General features: G+C 66.4%; 20 protein-coding genes and 1 tRNA gene. 5 read left to right on the top strand and 16 right to left on the bottom strand.

Translation table 11 applies throughout. The features are described from left to right. Positions 1 to 51: 51 nt before the first annotated feature. On the top strand, positions 52 to 612 hold the full coding sequence (locus WNM05_RS20445) for a GNAT family N-acetyltransferase (RefSeq protein ID WP_434630415.1): 561 nt from the start codon (positions 52 to 54) through the stop codon (positions 610 to 612). Between the two features lie 4 nt (positions 613 to 616). Here the strand turns inward: WNM05_RS20445 and WNM05_RS20450 are convergent, their stop codons facing one another. After that, on the bottom strand, positions 617 to 1,408 hold the full coding sequence (locus WNM05_RS20450; RefSeq protein WP_434630417.1) for a ferredoxin--NADP reductase: 792 nt from the start codon (positions 1,406 to 1,408) through the stop codon (positions 617 to 619). A 141-nt stretch (positions 1,409 to 1,549) separates the two neighbouring features. Here WNM05_RS20450 and WNM05_RS20455 point away from each other — a divergent pair, with 141 nt between their 5' ends. After that, entirely contained in the window at positions 1,550 to 2,482 is a 933-nt protein-coding gene (locus tag WNM05_RS20455; protein ID WP_434630420.1) for an isoaspartyl peptidase/L-asparaginase family protein, read from the top strand. Here the strand turns inward: WNM05_RS20455 and WNM05_RS20460 are convergent. Together WNM05_RS20460 and WNM05_RS20465 are read right to left on the bottom strand one after the other, a co-directional pair. After that, on the bottom strand, positions 2,479 to 3,534 hold the full coding sequence (locus tag WNM05_RS20460) for an NAD(P)H-dependent flavin oxidoreductase (RefSeq protein ID WP_434630422.1): 1,056 nt from the start codon (positions 3,532 to 3,534) through the stop codon (positions 2,479 to 2,481). The genes WNM05_RS20455 and WNM05_RS20460 overlap by 4 nt on opposite strands. Positions 3,535 to 3,574: 40 nt before the next feature. Next, complete coding sequence (locus WNM05_RS20465) at positions 3,575 to 4,720, bottom strand: cystathionine gamma-synthase (RefSeq protein ID WP_434630424.1); 1,146 nt, start codon at positions 4,718 to 4,720, stop codon at positions 3,575 to 3,577. Between the two features lie 232 nt (positions 4,721 to 4,952). On the opposite strand from WNM05_RS20465, the gene WNM05_RS20470 reads away from it, so the two are divergent. After that, on the top strand, positions 4,953 to 6,716 hold the full coding sequence (locus WNM05_RS20470; RefSeq protein ID WP_434630426.1) for an AMP-dependent synthetase/ligase: 1,764 nt from the start codon (positions 4,953 to 4,955) through the stop codon (positions 6,714 to 6,716). Between the two features lie 43 nt (positions 6,717 to 6,759). Here the strand turns inward: WNM05_RS20470 and WNM05_RS20475 are convergent, their stop codons facing one another. The 11 genes from WNM05_RS20475 to WNM05_RS20525 form a co-directional block, all read right to left on the bottom strand. Beyond that, positions 6,760 to 7,422: an amino acid ABC transporter permease gene (locus WNM05_RS20475; protein ID WP_434630429.1), complete on the bottom strand. Its 663-nt coding sequence runs from the start codon at positions 7,420 to 7,422 to the stop codon at positions 6,760 to 6,762. 72 nt (positions 7,423 to 7,494) lie between these two features. Continuing rightward, positions 7,495 to 8,277: a transporter substrate-binding domain-containing protein gene (locus WNM05_RS20480; RefSeq protein WP_434630431.1), complete on the bottom strand. Its 783-nt coding sequence runs from the start codon at positions 8,275 to 8,277 to the stop codon at positions 7,495 to 7,497. A gap of 122 nt (positions 8,278 to 8,399) precedes the next feature. Then, positions 8,400 to 9,374, bottom strand: a complete 975-nt coding sequence (locus tag WNM05_RS20485) for a Wzz/FepE/Etk N-terminal domain-containing protein (protein WP_434635175.1) — start codon at positions 9,372 to 9,374, stop codon at positions 8,400 to 8,402. Positions 9,375 to 9,481: 107 nt separating this feature from the next. Then, positions 9,482 to 10,573 carry a redox-regulated ATPase YchF gene (gene ychF / locus WNM05_RS20490; RefSeq protein ID WP_434630434.1) on the bottom strand — a complete coding sequence of 364 codons (1,092 nt, stop codon included), beginning with the start codon at positions 10,571 to 10,573 and terminating at the stop codon, positions 9,482 to 9,484. Between the two features lie 68 nt (positions 10,574 to 10,641). Then, on the bottom strand, positions 10,642 to 11,223 hold the full coding sequence (gene pth, locus WNM05_RS20495) for an aminoacyl-tRNA hydrolase (protein ID WP_434630436.1): 582 nt from the start codon (positions 11,221 to 11,223) through the stop codon (positions 10,642 to 10,644). Positions 11,224 to 11,315: 92 nt separating this feature from the next. Continuing rightward, entirely contained in the window at positions 11,316 to 11,603 is a 288-nt protein-coding gene (gene rplY, locus WNM05_RS20500) for a 50S ribosomal protein L25 (protein ID WP_101709688.1), read from the bottom strand. A 60-nt stretch (positions 11,604 to 11,663) separates the two neighbouring features. Continuing rightward, a complete protein-coding gene (locus WNM05_RS20505) occupies positions 11,664 to 12,647 on the bottom strand; it encodes a ribose-phosphate pyrophosphokinase (RefSeq protein ID WP_101709689.1) in 984 nt (327 codons plus the stop codon). 89 nt (positions 12,648 to 12,736) lie between these two features. After that, a tRNA-Gln gene (locus WNM05_RS20510) sits at positions 12,737 to 12,811 on the bottom strand. A gap of 6 nt (positions 12,812 to 12,817) precedes the next feature. Next, positions 12,818 to 13,672, bottom strand: a complete 855-nt coding sequence (gene ispE / locus WNM05_RS20515) for a 4-(cytidine 5'-diphospho)-2-C-methyl-D-erythritol kinase (protein WP_434630438.1) — start codon at positions 13,670 to 13,672, stop codon at positions 12,818 to 12,820. A 45-nt stretch (positions 13,673 to 13,717) separates the two neighbouring features. After that, on the bottom strand, positions 13,718 to 14,257 hold the full coding sequence (lolB, locus tag WNM05_RS20520) for a lipoprotein insertase outer membrane protein LolB (RefSeq protein ID WP_434630441.1): 540 nt from the start codon (positions 14,255 to 14,257) through the stop codon (positions 13,718 to 13,720). Next, complete coding sequence (locus WNM05_RS20525) at positions 14,254 to 16,008, bottom strand: tetratricopeptide repeat protein (RefSeq protein WP_434630444.1); 1,755 nt, start codon at positions 16,006 to 16,008, stop codon at positions 14,254 to 14,256. Before WNM05_RS20525 ends, lolB begins: the two co-directional genes overlap by 4 nt. A gap of 90 nt (positions 16,009 to 16,098) precedes the next feature. Between WNM05_RS20525 and mutM the strand changes: the two genes are divergently transcribed. Both mutM and WNM05_RS20535 read left to right on the top strand, forming a co-directional pair. Continuing rightward, positions 16,099 to 16,914 carry a bifunctional DNA-formamidopyrimidine glycosylase/DNA-(apurinic or apyrimidinic site) lyase gene (gene mutM, locus WNM05_RS20530; protein WP_434630445.1) on the top strand — a complete coding sequence of 272 codons (816 nt, stop codon included), beginning with the start codon at positions 16,099 to 16,101 and terminating at the stop codon, positions 16,912 to 16,914. Positions 16,915 to 16,956: 42 nt separating this feature from the next. Beyond that, positions 16,957 to 17,778 carry a lysophospholipid acyltransferase family protein gene (locus WNM05_RS20535; RefSeq protein WP_434630447.1) on the top strand — a complete coding sequence of 274 codons (822 nt, stop codon included), beginning with the start codon at positions 16,957 to 16,959 and terminating at the stop codon, positions 17,776 to 17,778. A gap of 57 nt (positions 17,779 to 17,835) precedes the next feature. On the opposite strand, the gene WNM05_RS20540 is transcribed toward WNM05_RS20535, so the two are convergent. Continuing rightward, positions 17,836 to 18,999 (bottom strand): SGNH/GDSL hydrolase family protein, encoded by a 1,164-nt coding sequence (locus tag WNM05_RS20540; RefSeq protein ID WP_434630450.1) that lies wholly within the window; start codon positions 18,997 to 18,999, stop codon positions 17,836 to 17,838. Continuing rightward, on the bottom strand, positions 18,996 to 19,991 hold the full coding sequence (locus WNM05_RS20545) for an SGNH/GDSL hydrolase family protein (protein WP_434630453.1): 996 nt from the start codon (positions 19,989 to 19,991) through the stop codon (positions 18,996 to 18,998). The genes WNM05_RS20540 and WNM05_RS20545 overlap by 4 nt, the downstream gene beginning before the upstream one ends. Positions 19,992 to 19,999: the final 8 nt, after the last annotated feature.

Genomic DNA, 19,999 nt, shown 5'->3' on the forward strand with positions numbered 1-19,999 from the left:
GAAGATGGGCGGCGTTCAGGATATATCTACTTGTCCTACCAAGGAGAGCTGATGGATTTCCCCGCCCTGCATACCCCGCGCCTGACGCTGCGCGAAATCACGATGGACGACGCGCCGGCGCTGCTGGGCATCCACAGCGACGCCGACGCGATGCGCTGGTTCGGCACCGACCCGATCTCCACGCTGGAACAAGCCCGGCAGATGGTGGAGAAGTTTGCCGGCTGGCGAAACCTGCCGGCGCCCGGCACGCGCTGGGGACTGGCGCTGCGCGCAGGCGGCCCGTTGATAGGCAGCGTCGGCCTGTTCAAATGGAACCCAGGCTGGCGCTGCTGCACGCTAGGTTATGAGTTGGCGCGCGGCCGGCAAGGGCAAGGCCTGATGAGCGAGGCGCTGCGCGCCGCGCTGGCCTGGGGCTTCGAACAGATGGCGCTGAACCGGATCGAGGCCCAGGTCCATCCGGACAACCAGGCTTCGCTGAAACTGCTGGAACGGCTGGACTTCAAGACGGAAGGCCGCGCCCGCCAGGCGGGCTTCTGGCTGGGCCGCCATCACGACCTGCTCAATCTGTCTCTGCTGCGCGGAGACAGCGCGCTGTCAGACGCCGGACACTGAACGCTTACCAGCCGTTTTCCAGCACGATGTGGCCCGGCGCGTTCTGCCGGGTCATCCGGTAACCCATCTTGATCAGCTGACGATGGGTATCCTCCACCATCTTCGGATTGCCGCACAACATGAAGCGGCTGTGCTCCGGCGCCATCTCCACGCCGGCCCGCGCCGCCAGCTCTCCGCTGTCCAGCAAGACCGGCAGGCGCCGGTTCAGCATGCCTGCCGGCGCGTCTCGCGTCACCACCGGCAGATACTGCAATTTATGGCCGTGTTCGCCCCACAGCGGATGTTCGCGCAGCGCGGCGATCTCGTCCTGGAACGACAATTCAGCCGCCTCCCGCACGCAGTGCGCCAACACGATGCGCTCGAAGCGCTGCCAGACCTCCGGCTGCTTCAGGATGGACAGATAGGGCGCGATGCCTGTGCCGGTGGCCAGCATCCACAAATCGGCGCCGTCCGGCAGCCGGTCGGCCTGGAAGAAGCCCATCGCGCGCTTGTCCAGCATCACCTCGCCGCCCGCTTGCATCCTGGCCAGGCGGGAGCTGAACTGGCCATCCGGCACCACGATGGAGTAGAAATCCAGAAATTCGTCGTACTCGGCCGAGCACATCGAATACGCGCGCCACACCTGGCCGCCGCCCTCCAGCGGCAGGCCCAGCCGGGCGAACTGGCCGGCCGCGAAACGGAAACCGGCCGGGCGCGTCAATCGGAAGCCGATCAGCTTGTCGGTCCAGCGCCTGATGTCGGTGATGGTTTCAACGGTGTATTTCTGTTGAATCTCGGCTTCCAGCGCGGCGTCCATCTTCACTCCAATTGTCGAGTAATTTACTCGACTATTATGCGCCCGAGCGCGTCGGCTTGCCAAGCCCGCGCCGCCGCTGGCGCGTTCCGGCGAAAAGCCTCATGCTGGCCACATCGCTTATCCGCACAACGGGAGACTCGCATGACCATCGCCCTCGCCCTGCATGGCGGCGCCGGCACGCTGCGCCGCAGCGACATGGACGCCGAACTGGAGCGCGCCTATCGCGCCGGCCTGGAGCGCGCGCTGGAGGCCGGCCACGCGGTGCTGCGCGGCGGCGGGCCGGCGCTGGACGCGGTATGCGCGGCCGTCTGCGCGCTGGAGGACGATCCGCTGTTCAACGCCGGCCGCGGCTCGGTTTTCAATCTCGACGGCAGGCAGGAGATGGAGGCGGCGGTAATGGACGGCCGCCGCCAGGACGCCGGCAGCGTCGCCGGCCTGTCACGGGTCAAGAACCCGGTGCTGCTGGCGCGGGCGGTGATGGAGCGCAGCCCGCACGTGACGCTGGCCTACGCCGCCGCGGAGGACTTCGCCGTCAAGCTCGGACTCGACACCCGGCCACCGGAATACTTCCATACCGACAAACGCTGGCAGGCGCTGCTGGCGGAACGGGAAAGACTGGCGAACGGCGGCGCCGACGACGACATTCCGGAGGACCGCAAGCACGGCACCGTCGGCGCGGTGGCGCTGGACGCGCAAGGCCGGCTGGCGGCGGCCACGTCCACCGGCGGCCGCACCGCCAAATGGCCGGGCCGCATCGGGGACACGCCGGTGATAGGCGCCGGCACCTGGGCCGACGCCTGTTGCGCGGTATCGGCCACCGGCCATGGAGAATACTTCGTCCGCGCCGCGGCCGGACATGAGATATCGGCCCGCGTCCGCCATCTGGACGAAACACTGGCCCAGGCCTGCGACGCGGTGGTCTACGGCCAGCTGCTGCCTATGGGCGGCACCGGCGGCGTCGTCGCCGTCGACCGCCGCGGCCGGGTGGCGCTGCCGTTCAATTGCGAAGGCATGTACCGGGCGGCGATAGACGGCGATGGCCGGCGCATCGTCGCCATCTACGCGGACGGCTAGCGGTAGGCCGCCTGCCACTCGCCCTGCAGCTGGGACACCAGTTCGGCGGCGGGCACTTCGCGCGCATCCGCCACGCCCTCGCCGGCCCACAAGGACATCAAATCGTCGCGCCCCGCCTGGGCGGCGGCGGCGCGCAGCGGGCCGCTCAGCGCATTCATCACCGGATAGGCCGGCAGCTTGTCCTGCCACTGCGCCATCTCCTCGATATAACGGTTGCTCAAACCGCGCGCGTAACGGCCGGAAAAGGCGCGCGTCAGGCAGGTCGCGCCATTGCCGGCCTTCGCCAGCGCCTGCTTCCATGGCGCCGAAATGCCGGACTCCGGACAGCGCAGGAAGGCGGTGCCCAATTGGCAGGCCTGGGCGCCATTGCGCATCGCCGCGGCGATGTCCCGGCCATTCATGATGCCACCGGCGGCGATCACCGGCAGCGGCAGGTTCTGCGCCAGTTCGTACACCAGCGACAGCATCGGCCGCAGCGACTGCTGCTGTTCCCCAATGAAGGTGCCCCGGTGGCCGCCGGCCTCCCTCCCCTGCGCGCACACCGCGTCGGCGCCGAGCTCCGCCCAGGCCAGGCCCTCGGCCAGATTGGTCGCGGTGCCGACCACCGCGATGCCGGCCTCCTTGCACGCGAGCATCTGATCGGAGGTCAGGATGCCGAAAGTGAAGCTGAGCAGGGCCGGCCGCAAGGCCAGCGCCGTCTGCAACTGTTCGCCGAACGGCTGGCAGAAGCCGGCCGGCAACGCCGGCGGCGCGATGCCCAGCTCCTCGTGCCATGGCCGCAGCAGACTCAGCGCCAACTCCAGCTCGGCCTCGTCCGGCGCCGGCATCCCCTGCACGAAAAGATTGATGCCGAACGGCCGCTCGGTCAGCGCGCGGATTTTCTCCGTCTGCTCGCGGATCTGCTGCGGCGCCAGCATCGCGCCGGCCAGGAATCCCAGGGCGCCGGCGTCGGAAACCGCCGCCACCAACTGCGGCGTCGTCGCGCCCCCGGCCATCGGCGCCTGCACCAGCGGCAGCTTGAGCCGCCAACGCTGCCAAAATGCTTCCGCCATTCCATCTCTCCCAATGATCGCTACCTCTCGGGGCGCCGGATCAGTCGGCCAGCGCCTGCTCCAGATCGGCCAGGATGTCGTCGATATCCTCGATGCCGATGGACAGCCGCAAGCCGCCCTCGACAATGCCGAGCGCGGCCTTCTGTTCGGCCGGCATGCCGCCATGCGACATCGTATAGCTGTGATTGACCAAGGACTCGACGCCGCCCAGCGACTCCGCCAGCGCGAACAGCCGCAACCGTTGCGCGACGCGGCTGGCCGCCTCGCGGCTGTCGTCGGCGAGCCGTATGCTGATGATGCCGCCGAAGCGACGCATCTGCCGCCGCGCCAGCTCGTGCCCGGGATGCTCCGGCAAACCGGGGTAGTAGACCTTGGCCACCTTCGGCTGTCCCGTCAGCCAGGCCGCCACCCGCTCCGCGTTGTCGCAGTGTCGCTCCATCCTCAGCGCCAGCGTCTTGATGCCGCGCAAGGTCAGAAAGCAATCCTGCGGTCCCGGCACCGCGCCGGCGGCGTTCTGCAGGAAGCGGATATCGTGGTGCAGCTTGTCGTCGTTGACCGCGACCAGGCCCAACAGCACATCGGAGTGGCCGCCCAGGTACTTGGTCGCGGAATGGACGACGACGTCGGCGCCCAGCGACAGCGGCCGCTGCAGGTAGGGCGTGGCGAAAGTGTTGTCGACCGCCACGACGACGCCGTGCCGGTGGGCGATGGCCGACAAGGCGGCGATATCGACCATGCCCAGCAGCGGATTGGTCGGCGATTCCAGCCACAGGAGCCGCGTCGCCGGCGTGATCGCCGACTCCAGCCGCGCCGGATCGGACAGATCGGCAAAGCTCACCTTGACGCCGGCCGGTTCCAGCACCCTGGTCAGCAGCCGGTAGGCGCCGCCATACAGGTCGGCCACGGCGACCACCTCGTCGCCGGGCTTCAGGCAGGCGCGCAGCACCGCGTCTATCGCCGCCATTCCGCTGGCGAAGGCCATGCCGTGGCGCGCGTCCTCCAGGCTGGCCAGGCAGTCCTGCAAGGCGCTGCGGGTCGGATTGCCGGTACGGGCGTAGGCATAGCGCAAATCCTCGCCGACATGGTCGAAGGCGAAGGCCGAAGTCTGGTACAGCGGCGGCATCACCGAGCGGTTATGATCGGCGCTGTCGTAGCCGACATGGATGGCACGGGTGGCGAATTTCACGAAAACTCCTCTAAATCATGCACTTGGACAAATTGCCCTACAATCAAACCTGAATTCCCGGCAAATCATGCATTCGCCATGACCTTTTCATCGCGATGCGAAAATTTAAACGCAATTGCTAGCAAATACCTGCGATTTGTCCTGATTTTCGCCAAGCGATCACGGATTTTTACTTTACATCCACCCGCTTTAGGGCTATTTTGCTGCGTTTCGCATTAAAACCATCGTTTGCATGAAGCTAGAACGCGTCTTCGACATCCTGCACCATCAGCTGGCCCATCATCCGCGCCCGGACTGCCTGGCGGCCAAAACCGGCCAGGGCTGGCGGCAATTGTCGACCGCAGAAGCCTTGGACGCCGTCCGCGACATCGGCCTGGGCCTGCTCGAGCTGGGCATAGGCCGCGGCGACAAGGTGGCCATCGCCGCCGACAACAGCATCGAATGGGTGCTGGTGGATATCGCGCTGCAGCAAATCGGCGCGGTCAGCGTGCCGCTGTATCCGACGATCACGGCCGATGATGCAAGCTATATCCTGATGCATGCCGAGGTCAAGCTGGCCTTCGCCGGCAGTGCTGCATTGCAGCGAAAGCTGCACGGGGCGCTGGGCAAGCTGTCCTGCCCGATCTACGGCCTGTCCGATATAGAAGGCGTGCCGTCCTGGCGGGAGATCGCCGAACGCGCGCGGCCGGAGCGCATGGCCGAGCTGGAGGCCCTGCGCGACGCGGTGCGCGCCGACGATGTCTACACCATCATCTACACTTCGGGCACCACCGGCCGTTCCAAGGGCGTGATGCTGAGCCACCGCAACGTGCTGAGCACCGTCGTGGCGACCGCCGCCTTCACCGGCCTGCCGCAGGGCCGCTGCCGCGCGCTGAGCTTCCTGCCCTTGTCTCACATTTTCGAGCGCGCCGGCGTGTTCTACTACCTGTACAGCGGCACCGGCATCTATTTCACCAGCGTCGAATGCCTGTCCTCGGCGCTGGCCGACGTCAAGCCGCACACCTTCAGCGCCGTGCCCCGCGTGCTGGAAAAAGTGCATGAAAAGCTGGTCGGCAAGGCGCGCGACCTGAGCGGCGCCAGGCGCCGCATCTATCGATGGGCGCTGGCCCGCGCCGAAAGCTTCGATCCCAACCGCCGCCGCTCGCCGCTGGACGCGATCCAGCACGCGCTGGCCGACAAGCTGGTGTACAGCAAATGGCGCGCGGCAATGGGCGGCGAACTCATTTCCATCAATGTCGGCTCCGCCGCTTTGCAGCCGCGGCTGGCGCGGATGTTCTGGGCCGCCGGCATCGCCGTCGCCGAAGGCTACGGCATGACCGAGAGCTCGCCGGTGATCTCCGCCAATCCGTTCACCGCCGGCGGCGTGCGCATAGGCAGCGTCGGCCTGCCGCTGCCCGGCGTCGAAGTCCGTCTGGCCGGCGACGGCGAGATCCTGGTGCGCGGCGACAACGTGATGTCCGGCTACTACAAGGAACCGGAGCAGACCGCCGAGGCGCTGCAGGATGGCTGGCTGCACACCGGCGACATCGGCGTGCTGGAAAACGGCTACCTGCGCATCACCGATCGCAAGAAGGAAATGTTCAAGACCAGCAACGGCAAGTACATCGCGCCGCAGGCGCTGGAGAACAAGCTGAAGGAGTCGGCCTTCATCGACCAGATCATGGTGGTCGGCGACGGCCAGAAATACGCCGCCGCGCTGATCGTGCCGCTGTTCGAGAAGTTGAAGGAATGGTGCGGCGAACACGGCATCGCCTACACCACCGACTGCGAAATGAGCCGCCACCCGAAGGTGGTGGAGCTGATAGACCGCGAGGTCAAACGCTTCAACCGCTATTTCGGCAGCTGGGAGCACATCAAGAAGTTCTCGCTGCTGGACAAGCCGTGGTGCGTCGACGCCGGCGAGCTGGCACCGACGCTGAAGCTGCGCCGCAAGGTGATCACCGAACGCTGCCGCGCGCTGATAGAGGGCATGTACGGCATGCCGGAACCGGCGTAAACAAGAAGCCCCGCGATGCGGGGCTTTTTCATTCTCGCGGCGCTCAGCGCTGGTGCGCCAGATTCAGCCGGTTTTCCACATGGCGCTGCAAGCGCTCGAACAAGGCGCTCAAGCCCCAGTAGATGGCCGCGGCGGCCAGATACAGCGGCAGCGGCTGGAAGGTCTGGGCGATCACCTCCTTGGTCGCCAGCATCAGCTCGGTGACGGTGATCACCGACACCAGCGAGGTGTCCTTGATCAGCGAGATCAGGCTGTTGGACAGGCTGGGCACCGACAGGCGCAAAGCCTGCGGCGCGACGATGTGGCGCATCGTCTGCCACCAGGAAAAACCCAGCGAGAACGCCGCGTCCCACTGCCCCCTGGCCACGCCGGCGATGCCGCCGCGCAGGCTCTCGGACAGATAGGCGGCAACGTTAAGCGTCAGCGCCAGCACCCCGGCCGGCACCGGATCCAGCTCCAGACCGATGCCGGGCAGACCGTAATAGATGACGAAAATCTGCACCAAGAGCGGCGTGCCGCGCATCGCGCTGACGTAGAACGCCGCCAGCTGAGACAAGACCGGCAGCTTCGCCACCCGCACCATCGCCACCGCGAAACCCAGCGCCAGGCCCAGCACCATCGCCACCAAGGCGAACAGCAAGGTATGCGCCGCGCCGGCCAGCATCACCGGCAGCGCCGCCTCGAACAGCGCCATCCAATCGCTCATGCCCTTCCTTCCCTGAAAAACCGACGCCCCCGCGCGGGCAGGGGCGTACGGTGAAACCATCTTACTCGAAGTTTACTTCTTGGCGGACGGCGCCTTCGACACGTCGATGCCGAACCACTTGACCGAGATCTTCCTGAAGGTGCCGTCGGCCTTCATGCCGCCCAGCGCCTGGTCTATCGCCGCCTTGAACTGCGGATTGCCCTTGGCGAACGGAATCGCCATCGTCGCCACCTCGCCGACCGGCGCCCCCGCCTTCAGCGGCAGCTTGGCCTGCTTGATCGCGAACGGAATCAGCAGGCTGTCGTTCAGCGCCGCGTCCAGTCGGCCGGTGGCCAGGTCCTGCAGGTATTCCGGCGCGCCCGGATATGTCTTCACCTGCACGCCGGCCGCGGCCTTGGCCATGTCGGCGTAGTTGCTGCCCTGGCCTACGCCGAGCTTTTTGCCTTTCAGATCGGCCAGGCTCTTGAAGTCGCGGCCTTCGTTCTTGCGCACGATCAGCTGGGCGCTGGAGTAGGTGTACGGCTGGCTGAAATCGAACACCGCCTGGCGCTGGGCGGTCACGCCCACCTGGTTGACGACGATGTCGAACTTGCCGCTCTGCAGACCGGCCAGCAGGCCGCTCCACTCGGCGGTGGTGAACTCCGGCTTCACCTTCATCCGCCGTGCGATCTCGCTGGCGATCTCGACGTCGAAGCCGGTCAACTGCTGCTTGGCGTCCTTGAAATTGAACGGCGGATAAGTGCCTTCCAGCGCGATCCGCAGCGCGCCGCGCTGTTTCACCGCGTCCAGCAGGTCGGCGGCCACCGCCTGGCTGCCGATGCCGGCCAGCAACAACGCGATAATCCATTTGCGCATATAATTATTCCTAAAAGTTATATATTATTGAATTAATATAAGCGGGAAATAATAACAGCGCCGCAGCGGCTTTGCAAAACAAAACCGCCTCCGGAAGAGGCGGTTCGGCATCGGTTCGTTCGCTATGGATGGGCATGCAACAGCGGCCGCAAACGCCGCCATTGCATCTTCCACGCCGCCAGCGCCGCCGCCAGGCCCAGGCCGGCGAAGCCGGCCAGCAACACGATCAGGACACGCTTCGGCCCCGATCTGTCCAATGGCGGCGCGGCCGCCACGACCACCTGGACATCCTGCGACGCCAACACCTTGGCGATCGTGATCTGTCTTTGCAGCTCGCCGACCAGCGCGCGGTTGAAATACCAGGCGCGCAAGGCCGCCAGTTGGCTCGCCGGCATCCGGTAGATCTGCCCATTGGCTTTTTCCAGCTCGCTGCGCAGCTGCAGAATGGCGGTCTGCAGATTGGACGATGCGGCGACGGCCCTGTCGTCCATCAGCGCCATCTGCGCCTCCAGCTCGGCAAAGCTGCCTATGATCTGCTCGGCCTCGCCGTTCAGCGCGCCATCCGAATCCGGCGCCAGTCTGGCCGCCGCGCCCGCCGTCTGCCGCAACTGCTCCTGCGCGACGGCCAGACGCTGCTGCAAGGCGTACCAGCGCCGGCTCTGCTCGGTCAGATGGCTGTCCAACACCTGCTGCCTCGTCCTGTCGACCACGTAATTGGCCAAGTCCGCCGCCCGCTTCGGATCGATGTCGGTGACGGCGATCTCCAGCAGGCCGTCCTTGGTCGGCGTGGTTTTCACCATGCCGGACAGTTGCAGCATCGCCATGCGCCGGCTATCCGCCTGGAAGACCCGCTGCAGCTGGAAACGGTCGACCGCCGGCCCCAGCACGCCGCTATCCTGCACGATGCCGGCACCGCCGGCGGCGCCGACCGGCGCCGGTATCATGATGACGGCCTTCGCCTGGTACTGATTCGGCAGCCAGAAACACAGCGCCGCGGCCAAGGCCATGCAAACCACCGGGACAATCAACAACTGCCGCCAGTTTTGCCGCACAAACAACACAATATCGATCAAACGCAGCTCATCGGAGTCGGACATCTGTTTCAATTATGCATTCCCCTATGCGGGTAGCCGGATCGCGGACAATGTCTCCGCGGCCAATTCAAGCAATACGCATCATGACACGGCGGCGACGCGCCTCCAAATCAGACGTTGAACAGGAAGTTCATCACGTCGCCGTCCTGCACGACATAGTCCTTGCCCTCGGCTCGCATCTTGCCGGCTTCCTTGGCCTTGGCCTCGCCGCCCAGCGCGACGAAATCCTGGAAGGAGATGGTCTGGGCCCGGATGAAGCCGCGCTCGAAGTCGGTGTGGATCACGCCGGCCGCCTGCGGCGCGGTGTCGCCGACACGGATGGTCCAGGCGCGCACTTCCTTGACGCCGGCGGTGAAGTAGGTCTGCAGGCCCAGCAGCTTGTAGCCGGCGCGGATCAGGCGGTCCAGACCCGGCTCTTCCAGGCCCAGCGTTTCCAGGAACTCGGCCTTGTCGGCGTCTTCCAGCTCGGCGATCTCGGACTCGATGGCCGCGCACAGCGCGACAACCGGGGCGCCTTCCTTGGACGCGTACTCTTCCACCTTGGCCAGCAGCGGATTGTCGCTGAAACCGTCCTCGGCCACGTTGGCGACATACATCGCCGGCTTGATGGTCAGCAGGCACAGCGGCTTGATCAGCGCCTTCTCCTCGTCGGACAGGCCCAGCGAGCGAGCCGGCTGGCCTTCGTTCAGATGCGTCACCAGCTTGTCCAGCACGGCGATCAGCGCGCGCGCGTCCTTGTCGCCGGCCTTGGCCTTCTTGCCTTCGCGGGTGATGGCCTTCTCGACCGCGGACAGATCGGCCAGCGCCAGCTCGGTCAGGATGGTCTCGATGTCTGCGATCGGATCGACCTTGCCGGCCACGTGCACGATGTTCGGATCATCGAAGCAACGCACCACGTTGACGATGGCGTCGGTTTCGCGGATGTTGGCCAGGAACTGGTTGCCCAGACCCTCGCCCTTGGACGCGCCGGCCACCAGGCCGGCGATGTCGACGAACTCGACGATGGCCGGCTGGATCTTCTGCGGATTGACGATCTTGGACAAGGCGGCGAGCCGCGGGTCCGGCACCTCGACGATGCCGACGTTCGGCTCGATCGTGCAGAACGGGTAGTTGGCGGCTTCGATGCCGGCCTTGGTCAGCGCGTTGAACAGGGTGGACTTGCCGACATTGGGCAAGCCGACGATACCGCATTTCAGACTCATGACTGTCTCTTCCTAACTCTGTATTTCAATCCATTATGGCGGCGGTCCGGTGGACCGCCAGCCCGCATTCACTTGGCTTCGGTGTGCAGCGCCTTCATCGCCTCGGCCATCTTGCCGGCGATCGCGCGCGGCAGCTCGCGCAGCGAGGCCAGAATGGCCTCGTCCAGCGCCTGCTGCTCCTCGGCGCGCGGTTTCTTCAGCACGAAATTGGCCACTTCCTTCTTGTCGCCGGGATGGCCGATGCCGAGCCGCAGCCGCCAGAAGGCCGGCGAACTCAATCTCGCCGCGATATCCTTCAGGCCGTTGTGCCCGCCATGGCCGCCGCCCTGCTTGAAGCGGGCGACGCCGGGCGCCAGGTCCAGCTCGTCGTGCACCACCAGCATCTCATCCGGCAGGATCTTGTAGAAATGGGCCAGCGCCAGCACGGCCTGGCCGGACAAATTCATATAGGTCATAGGCTTCAGCAGCCAGACGTCCCGTCCATCGATCTGGATCCTGGCGACGTCGCCATGGAATTTGCCTTCGCTGCGCCAGCTGCCCTTGAACTGCCAGCACAGCTCGTCCACCAGCCAGAAGCCGGCGTTGTGACGCGTCTTTTCGTATTCGGGGCCCGGGTTGCCCAGGCCGACAATCAGGCGGATGCCGGACATATCGCTCATTCCAATGGAAAAAGCCCGCTGCCCGCCACCTGGGCGCACAACGGGCTTTTCACCGTCACCGCGAACGGCGACGGCAGCAGGGATTACACACGAGCGAAGTCGATGTGCAGCACTTGCTGTTTGTACGGGTGCATCTGGAACGCGGCAACCTTGACCTGTTCCTTCTGGCCGTCGATCACCAGATCCAGCACCGAGGTGTGGAAGTCCGCGTGCTTGACGGAGTGGTACAGGGTGTTGTGGTCCAGTTCCAGGGAAACGGCTTCCTTGCCGGCGCCGTAAACCACGGCCGGCACTTTGCCAGCGTGACGCAGGCGGCGGCTCGCACCCGTACCCAGATCAGCACGCTTGGCAGCAATCAGTTCGTAAGACATGTCAAAACTCCAGTTTCAGATTAAAAGCACCCGGCCCGCCGCGACCAGCGGACCCGATGTTTACGGCAGGCAAGCGCCCGTCGCAACCAGTTCCTCATTGAAGAGGTAGGACACCGATTCCTCGTTGTTGATCCTGCGCAGCGTCTCGGCCAGCAGGCCGGCGATCGAGGCGACCCGGATGTTCGGGCAGGCCTTGGCAGCGGCGGTCAACGGGATGGTGTCGGTCACCACCACCATATCGATATCGGAATTCTTGATGCGATCCACCGCCTGACCGGAGAAGATGGCGTGGGTCGCGTAGGCCAGCACGCGCTGGGCGCCGCGCTCCTTCAGAGCGCTGGCCGCCTTGCACAGCGTGTTGGCGGTATCGATCATGTCGTCGACGATCAGGCAGGTGCGGCCCGACACGTCGCCGATGATGTTCATCACTTCGGCCACATTGGCCTTCGGACGGCGTTTGTCGATGATGGCCAGATCGGTGTTCAGCGCCTTGGCCACCGCGCGGGCGCGGACCACGCCGCCGACGTCCGGGCTGACGACGATCAGGTCGTCGAAGCGCTGGGCGCGGATGTCCTTCAGCAGCACCGGGGTGGCGTAAACGTTGTCCACCGGGATGTCGAAGAAACCCTGGATCTGGTCGGCGTGCAGATCGACGGTCAGCACGCGGTCGATGCCGGCGCTGGTCAACATATTGGCCACCAGCTTGGCCGAGATCGGCACGCGGGCCGAACGCGGACGGCGGTCCTGGCGGGCATAGCCGAAATACGGAATCGCCGCGGTGATCCGACCGGCGGAGGCGCGCTTCAGCGCGTCGGCCATCGTCAGGATCTCCATCAGATTGTCGTTGGTCGGGGCACAGGTCGACTGCAGGATGAAGACGTCGCGGCCGCGAACGTTTTCCAGCAACTCCACCGCCACCTCACCGTCGCTGAACTTGCCGACGTCGGCGCGTCCCAACGAGATATCCAAATGCTTGACTACGTTCTGAGCAAGTTCCGGGTTAGCCGTTCCGGTAAACACCATCAAACTGTCGTATGCCGCCATGATTCGCTTTGCCTTAGCTGGATAAAGAAAAAGCGTGTAAGGCATTCTTACACGCTTTTTTCATGCTCTCTCTTATATGGAGAAAGTCCTGGCTGGGGAGGTAGGGATCGAACCTACGAATGCCGGAATCAAAATCCGGTGCCTTACCACTTGGCGACTCCCCAGTAACCTTATTCAGCGCCGTCGAACAGGGGGTGGACGTCAAGTCCCTCAGCTACAAACCCCTGATATTTTTCCGACAACACCCGGTAAACTTTATCGGCTTCGTCTTTTGAACCAAATTCCAGAAACACGCAGGCGCCGGAACCGGTCATCAGCGGCGAACCATATTTTTTCAGCTCGCTCAGTACTTCATTCACCGCTGGAAACTTTTCCAAAACAACGTCTTGCAGGTCGTTTCGCCGCTGCTGCGTTGTTTCGAGGATTCGCATTATGCCGGCGCCCCCTACAGCTGTCAACATCGGTCGAGAAAAATTTCGGAATACCGCCGCGGTCGGCACATGGACCTGTGGGTGAATTACCAAATACCAGGCCGGCTTAAGCGAAACCGGCTCCAATATCTCGCCGACCCCGGTCGCCAGCGCGCTGCGGCCGAAGATGAAAACCGGCACGTCGGCGCCCAACTGCAGGCCCAGCGCCTGCAGGCGCTCGCGCGGCCAGCCCAGCCCCCACAGCCGGTTCAGCGCCATCAGCACGGTGGCGGCGTCGGAACTGCCGCCGCCAAGGCCGCCGCCCATCGGAATGCGCTTCTCCAGCCGGATATCGGCGCCGAGACGACAGCCGCTTTCCCGTTGCAGCAGCCGCGCGGCGCGGACCGTCAGGTCCTGCTCGGACGGCACGCCGTCGGTAGGCGTCAGCAGTTCGATCTCGCCGTCGTCGCGGACGGCCAGCTGCAGCGTATCGCCGAAATCGATGAAGCGGAACACGGTTTCCAGCAAGTGGTAGCCGTCGGGACGCTTGCCGACCACGTGCAGCAATAGATTGAGCTTGGCCGGCGCCGGGAACGAATGATACGGGTGTTGCATGCTTTATCTGGATGTCTGACAAGGATTGAGGAACGGCGCCGCCGGCTACTGCCAGCTCTGCACCACGACCTTGACGGTCAGGCCTTCGCGCTGCATCTCCACCCGCTTCGGATGGTCGGCCTCGACGTCGGCGTCGCGGATGAAACGGATGCGCCAGCCCTGCTGCTCCAGGCTGCCGTCGGCGTCCTGCCGACTCGGCGCGCCGGGCGCCGGCAGGCCCCGTATCCACCAGACCAGATTGGACAGCGGCAGCGGCCAACCCATCACCTGGCGGGTCAGGCTTTCGACGTCGTCAGCCTGCCAGCGCTTGCCGTCGGCCAGCAGCGTGACCCCGTCTGGGTCGCGCAGCACCTTGGCCACGGTATTGCCCAGCGGAGAATTGATCGCCACCTCGTCGCGAGGCGGCTGGTGCCGCCAGTCGAAGTTGGCGACATGGCCCTTGCCGTCCAGCGTCGCGGACAGCCTGCCGCTGACGCTGAACGGCGCATCGGCCGCCTGCTGCGACGATCCGGGGCGGAACAGGGCCTCGTGGGCGCAGCCGGCCAGCAGCAGCGCCATCGCCAGCAGCGCGGCGCGGCGGATCAAGGCTTGGCTCCCAGCCGCCGCATCGTCTCGGTCAGCACCTGGTGGTCGGGATGCTGCGCCAGCGCCTTGCGCCACAAGGCCTCGGCCTCGGCGTGCCGCCCCTGCTTCCACAGCACCTCGCCCAGGTGGGCGGCCACTTCCGGATCGGGCATCGCGCCGTAGGCCTTTTCCAGATTGCGGCGCGCCGGCTCGAGACGGCCGAGCTTGTATTGCACCCAGCCCATGCTGTCCAGGATCACCGGATTGTCGGGCTCGGCCTTCAGCGCCTTCTCGATATAGCCGTAGGCCTCCTGGTAACGGCCGGTGCGGTTGGCCAGCGTGTAGCCCAGCGCATTCAGCGCCTGCACGTCGCCGGGCTTGTCCTTCAGTATCTGGCGCAAGTCGCGCTCGGCGTTGCCGACATTGCCCAGCATGTCGGACACCAGCGAGCGCTCGTAAAGGAGCTCGCCCGATTTCGGCTGGCCGCGCAGGGCCCGGGTCAGCAGCTCGTAGGCGCGGTGCGGCTGCTTGGCGTCGCGCGCCAGCTGCGACTGCAGCAGCGCCAGCGACACTTTTTCCTGTTCGGTGCCGCCGAGCTGGCCGAGCCGACTCAGCGCCTCGTCCAGATGGCCACGGCCGGCCTCCAGCATCGCCAGCCGCGACTGCGCCGGCAGATACTGCTGACCGGGGCCGACCTGGCGGTACCAGCCTTCGGCGCGCGCCGGATCGTGGTCGTCCTCGGCGATCTGGCCCAGCGTGTAACGGACGAAGTCGCGCTCCGGGTATTGCTGGGCCAGCGCGCGCTGCAGCCTGTCGTCGGCGGTTTTCAGATCGCGCATCTGGTAGGCCAGCAGGCCGGTCGCGTACAAGAGGTCCGGATGGTCCGGCTGGGCCTTCAGCAAGGCCTCGAACGCCGCGCGCGCCTCGGGGAAGCGCTTGGCGCCGACCAGCAGGCGCGGATAGGCGATCTGCAGATCGATCCCTGCGTCGGGCCGGCGCGCCAGCTCGCGCTGCAGGAAGACCGCGGCGGCGTTGACGTCCTTGCGCCGCAGCCTGTCCACCTGCCAGGCCACCGGCAGGTCCCACTTCGGCGCGATCTTCGCCAGCGTGTCCAGCTCGCGGTCGACCACCGCCTGGTCGTTGTTATCGGCGGCGGCGGCCAGCACCGCGAAACGCGCCTCCGGCAAATCGGGGTAACGGCCGGCCAGTTCGGACACCAAGCGGTACGCCTCGGCCGAGCGGCCGTCCTGGCGCGCGCTCAAGCGCGCCAGCTGGACGAAGATCGCCGGCGCGCGTTTGGGCTCGCGCTGCAGCAGGTCCTCGATCAACGGCTTGCTTTCAACCAGCTTGCCGCTGCGCATCAGCGCGACGAACAGCTGCTCGCGCGCCGGCAGCGAGTCCGGATCGAGCGCGATCCACAACGACAGGGCCTCGGTCGCTTCTTTCAGTTGGCCGGACAACAGGCAGAATTCGGCGGCGCGCTGCGCCATCCGCGGATCGCGGGTCTGCCGCGCCAGATCGAGATAGGTCAGGCCGGCCGAGCCGACCGCGCCGCGCCGGGCGGCGATCTCACCGGCCAGCACGCCGTAGAGGATTTCCGGGGTCAGCTCTTGTTTGGGCAGCTTGGCGTCGCTGGACGCATCACCGTCATCGGCCGCGTCCTGCGCGGCCGGGACCGGCTGCGCGGCCGCCGGAGGCTTGACGCCGGCGCACGCCGACAACAGCAGCGCCAGCAGCAACGGGAGAGTTCGTTTCAGCGGTTTCATTCGCATGGAGTAAGTTGCCTGCTCAAAGCCTGTTGAACGCGTAGAATAGCATGTCCGGTTTTCCTCTTTATACCATTTACCGAATCGCAGCCCGCCATGCCAGAATTGCCAGAAGTCGAAACCACCCGCCGCGGCGTCGAGCCGCATATCGCCGGCCGCGTCCTGCGCGGCGCCGTGGTGCGCAACCCCAGCCTGCGCTGGCCGGTGCCGCCCGATCTCGCCGAGCGCGTCGCCGGCGAAAAGGTGCTGTCGGTGCGTCGCCGCGCCAAATACCTGCTGCTGGAGTGCGAAAGCGGCACCCTGCTGATCCACCTCGGCATGTCGGGCAGCCTTCGGGTGATGCCGGCCGGCACGCCGCCGCAGAAGCACGACCACCTGGACCTGCTGCTCGATGATCAGCTGCTGCGCTACCGCGATCCGCGCCGTTTCGGCGCCGTGCTATGGCACATCGGCCCGATCGAGCATCACCCGCTGCTGCGGGAGCTGGGCCCGGAGCCGTTGTCCTACGCCTTCGACGGCGCGGCACTGCACGACGCCGTCCGGCGCCGCGGCAGCCCGATCAAGCTGGTCATCATGGACAATCATGTGGTCGTCGGCGTCGGCAATATCTACGCCAACGAGTCGCTGTTCCACGCCGGCATCGCCCCGACCCGCTCCGCCTCGGCGCTGTCGCGGGCCGACTGCGACCGGCTAGCCGCCGAGATCAAGGCCGTGCTCGAACGCGCGATAGACGCCGGCGGCAGCACGCTGCGCGATTTCGTCGACAGCGAGGGCAAGCCCGGCTACTTCCAGCAAAGCTATATGGTGTACAAGCGCCAGGAAGAGCCGTGCCGCCAATGCGGCACGCCGATCCGGCATATCCGACAGGGCCAGCGCAGCACTTACTATTGCCCGCTGTGCCAGCCATGTTAGAGTGGCGACCTGTCATCCCTCAGACTTGAAACCTTAACGATCTTGAAGTCATCCGCCATCACCCCTGTCTCGACCCGCTGCGGCCGCGTCCTGCGCCTGCTCGGCCACCTCGCCGTCGGCGTGTTCATCGTCGCCACCCGCTACTCGCGCCTCGCCCAGGCCGAGCGCGCGGTCGTGACCCGCCGCTGGGCGCAACAGGCGCTGAAGATACTCGGCGTCAGCATCAAGGTGCAGGGCGTCAATCCGGGCTTCTATCCGCCCAACACGCTGCTGGTGGCCAACCACGTGTCCTGGCTGGACATCGCGGCGCTGAACAGCTGCACCGTGTCGCGCTTCGTCGCCAAGCGCGAAATCCGCAAATGGCCGCTGCTCGGCTGGCTGGCCTATGTGGCCGGCACGCTGTTCATAGATCGCGGCAACCGCCGCGACGCCAGTCGCGTCAACCAGATACTGGCCGACGCGATGAAGAACGGCGGCTGCATGGCGGTGTTCCCGGAAGCCACCACATCCGATGGCAGCGGCCTGCTGCCGTTCAAGGCCTCGCTGTTCGAGGCGGCGCTGCTGGCAGGCGGCACCGTGCAGCCGGTGTCGCTGCGCTACCAGCGGCCGGACGGCACGCTGCTGCTCGAAGCGGCCTATATCGGCGAGCTGTCGCTGCTGCAAAGCTTAGGGCAGGTGCTGCGGGTGCCGCAGATCGAGGTGGAGATCAGCTACGGCCAGCCGCTGAAGGCCGGCGATGCCGGGCTGGACAACCGCTTCCTGCTGGCCGACGCGGCGCGGCGCGAAGTGGCGCGCGGCCTCGGCCTGGCACTGGAGGAAACGCCGCCGCCGGCCGTGCCGGCCGCGGAGGAAACCCGGACCTGAGCGTCCGCTCACGGTCCCTTTCGAACGGCCCGGCCCCGGCGCGAGCCCGCCGGGCGCTCAGCGCGCCAGCCGCTGCATCAGGCCGGCGTACAGATCGTCGCCCAGCCGTTGATAGCCCGGCGCGGTGAAGTGCACCATATCGGGACGGCCCAGCTGCTGCCGCTGCCAGACCCGCATGCTGCACGGACCGCCCATCGCCTGCTCCCAATCCCAGTACAACAGATGATTGTCGTGCGCCAGCTGGCGCTGGACCTGCTGCACCGCGCTCAGCATCAGCGGCCGCCTCGGCGCCGGGCACTCCTGGCTGACCGGGCCCTGGCGCCGCGCCGAATCGGGCGCGCCGAGCAGCAGGATGGCCGCCTGCGGCAGCTGGCCGCGCACCAGGCCGATCGCGCCCTGCAGCGTGGCGCGGTATTCGGCCAGGTCCAGCTTGGCGTCGAAGGCCTCGTTGGTGCCATAGGCCAGGATCACCAGATCGGCGTCGCGCTCGCCCAACTGGCGGCCCCAGCTGCCGCCCCAGCGCCGCCATAGCGCCAGCTCCGCGCCGTTGCTGCCGACGCTGTCCAGCAGCACGCCGGGCGCCAGCCGCTCCAGTTCGTAGCCGCCCAGCTCCGGCGCCGGAAAGGTCGCGGCGCTCAGGGTGAACGGCAATTTCAGCTTCATTTCCACCCGCTGCCAGCCGGCGCCGGCGGCCGCCTGCAGGCGGCGCACGCCGCCGCCGTCGTCGACTGCCAGCGCCTGGCCTTCGCCGCTCTGACGCAGCCAGACCCGCACCCGCCACAGTTCGCCGTCGGCGGCACGCGGCTGCACGCGGACCTGCGCGCTGGCGCGCTGGGCGACGCCGATGAAGCCGCCCAGCGGATAGTCGGCCTCGTCGTCGCGGCGGCTGTTGCGCAGCCCCCAGCCCTCGCTGCGGACATAGGCCAGCGCATTGCGTTGTCCCGGCACGTTCAGCGGCGGCAACCAGCCTATGCCGGCGTCGCCGAAGCGCGCCTGCAGCCTGGCGCGCAATTCGCCGCTGAAATAGTCGGCGGCGGTATGCGAATCGCCGAACTGGACGATGCGCACCGGCGGCTGGCCATCGCCCTGCAGGCTGAACCGCGCCGCCAGGCGGGCGAGGTTGGGCTCGCCGAAATCCTGCACCGGCGCGGCCTGCGCCTGGGCGGCCGCGGCCACCGCGACCGCCCAGCGCGTGGCGCGCAAGATTCTGTCTAAGGTCATTCGAACCTCAATTCCGCCAGTACGCGTCGCGCCAGCTGCAGTTGGCCCTGGCGGGTGAAATGCACGCCGTCGGCCGTCCGCACCGCCACTTCGCCCTGGTCGGGCAATGTCATGAATTTGGTGAAGCTGTCGTCGGTGCTGCCCAAGGCCTCCCGGGTCGAGACGAAGCGTCCGCCGGCGGCACCCACCTCCTCGCGGTACAGCCGATTCAGATAATGGGCGCCATCGTTCAACTTGTCCCGTCCCATATTCGGCAGACCCAGCCACAGCACCTGCACCTTGCGCTTGCCGGCGCTCTGCAGAATGCTGCGGATCCGCTCGCGATAGCGCCGCTCCCAGTCCGGCGACGCGAAACGGATGTAATGGTTGCCGCTGACCATGTCCCAGGTATCGTTGGCGCCGACGAACATCACCAGCAACTGGACTTTGGGATTGGCGGCCAGCTGCTTTTCTATCGTCGCCGGCCAATTGAAGAAGTCGGGATAGGTCAGGCCGGTGCTCTGCTTGCTGATGTCGAGCGCCCTGACCTGGTGCTGGCGGAACAGCGGCGGCAGCAAGTGCAGCGCCACGCCCTGCATCATCGAGTCGCCGGCCAGCAACACCGGCAGGCCCTCCTCCAGCGCCAGGCGGGCGTCCATAGCCTTGACGACGGCGGCGGCGGCCGATGCCTGCGGCTTGGGCGCCGCCGGCCTGGCCGCGGCAAGCGGCGCTTCCGATCCCGGCTTCAGGCAGCAGGCGTTCAGGCCATCCACCATGCGGCGGTCCCAGTTGCCCACCTGCTGCTGCAGCGCCTCGCTGTGCCGGCGCAGGCCGCCGCCTAGCGAGCCTCCCTCGCGCCACGGCGACAGCGCGTCCAGCTGCTCCAGCAGGCTGGGACTATGGAAGGTCTGCCGCCAATAGGCGTTGACGGCGGCTTGCTCCAGCCAGAACAGCAGCAGCATGCTGCTGAGCAGGATGACGAAGATGCGGCGATGCGGATAAGCGGCGAGCATGGCGTGAA

This window comes from Chromobacterium sp. CV08, from assembly GCF_051129845.1.
Classification (GTDB): Bacteria; Pseudomonadota; Gammaproteobacteria; order Burkholderiales; family Chromobacteriaceae; genus Chromobacterium.

Bases quoted from the DNA above. Each gene is read 5' to 3' on its own strand.
- WNM05_RS20445 (WP_434630415.1), top strand. From the start codon at position 52: ATGGATTTCCCCGCCCTGCATACCCCGCGCCTGACGCTGCGCGAAATC.
- WNM05_RS20450 (WP_434630417.1), bottom strand. From the start codon at position 1,408: ATGGACGCCGCGCTGGAAGCCGAGATTCAACAGAAATACACCGTTGAA.
- WNM05_RS20455 (WP_434630420.1), top strand. From the start codon at position 1,550: ATGACCATCGCCCTCGCCCTGCATGGCGGCGCCGGCACGCTGCGCCGC.
- WNM05_RS20460 (WP_434630422.1), bottom strand. From the start codon at position 3,534: ATGGCGGAAGCATTTTGGCAGCGTTGGCGGCTCAAGCTGCCGCTGGTG.
- WNM05_RS20470 (WP_434630426.1), top strand. From the start codon at position 4,953: ATGAAGCTAGAACGCGTCTTCGACATCCTGCACCATCAGCTGGCCCAT.
- WNM05_RS20475 (WP_434630429.1), bottom strand. From the start codon at position 7,422: ATGAGCGATTGGATGGCGCTGTTCGAGGCGGCGCTGCCGGTGATGCTG.
- WNM05_RS20480 (WP_434630431.1), bottom strand. From the start codon at position 8,277: ATGCGCAAATGGATTATCGCGTTGTTGCTGGCCGGCATCGGCAGCCAG.
- WNM05_RS20485 (WP_434635175.1), bottom strand. From the start codon at position 9,374: ATGTCCGACTCCGATGAGCTGCGTTTGATCGATATTGTGTTGTTTGTG.
- ychF (WP_434630434.1), bottom strand. From the start codon at position 10,573: ATGAGTCTGAAATGCGGTATCGTCGGCTTGCCCAATGTCGGCAAGTCC.
- pth (WP_434630436.1), bottom strand. From the start codon at position 11,223: ATGTCCGGCATCCGCCTGATTGTCGGCCTGGGCAACCCGGGCCCCGAA.
- rplY (WP_101709688.1), bottom strand. From the start codon at position 11,603: ATGTCTTACGAACTGATTGCTGCCAAGCGTGCTGATCTGGGTACGGGT.
- WNM05_RS20505 (WP_101709689.1), bottom strand. From the start codon at position 12,647: ATGGCGGCATACGACAGTTTGATGGTGTTTACCGGAACGGCTAACCCG.
- ispE (WP_434630438.1), bottom strand. From the start codon at position 13,672: ATGCAACACCCGTATCATTCGTTCCCGGCGCCGGCCAAGCTCAATCTA.
- WNM05_RS20525 (WP_434630444.1), bottom strand. From the start codon at position 16,008: ATGCGAATGAAACCGCTGAAACGAACTCTCCCGTTGCTGCTGGCGCTG.
- mutM (WP_434630445.1), top strand. From the start codon at position 16,099: ATGCCAGAATTGCCAGAAGTCGAAACCACCCGCCGCGGCGTCGAGCCG.
- WNM05_RS20540 (WP_434630450.1), bottom strand. From the start codon at position 18,999: ATGACCTTAGACAGAATCTTGCGCGCCACGCGCTGGGCGGTCGCGGTG.
- WNM05_RS20545 (WP_434630453.1), bottom strand. From the start codon at position 19,991: ATGCTCGCCGCTTATCCGCATCGCCGCATCTTCGTCATCCTGCTCAGC.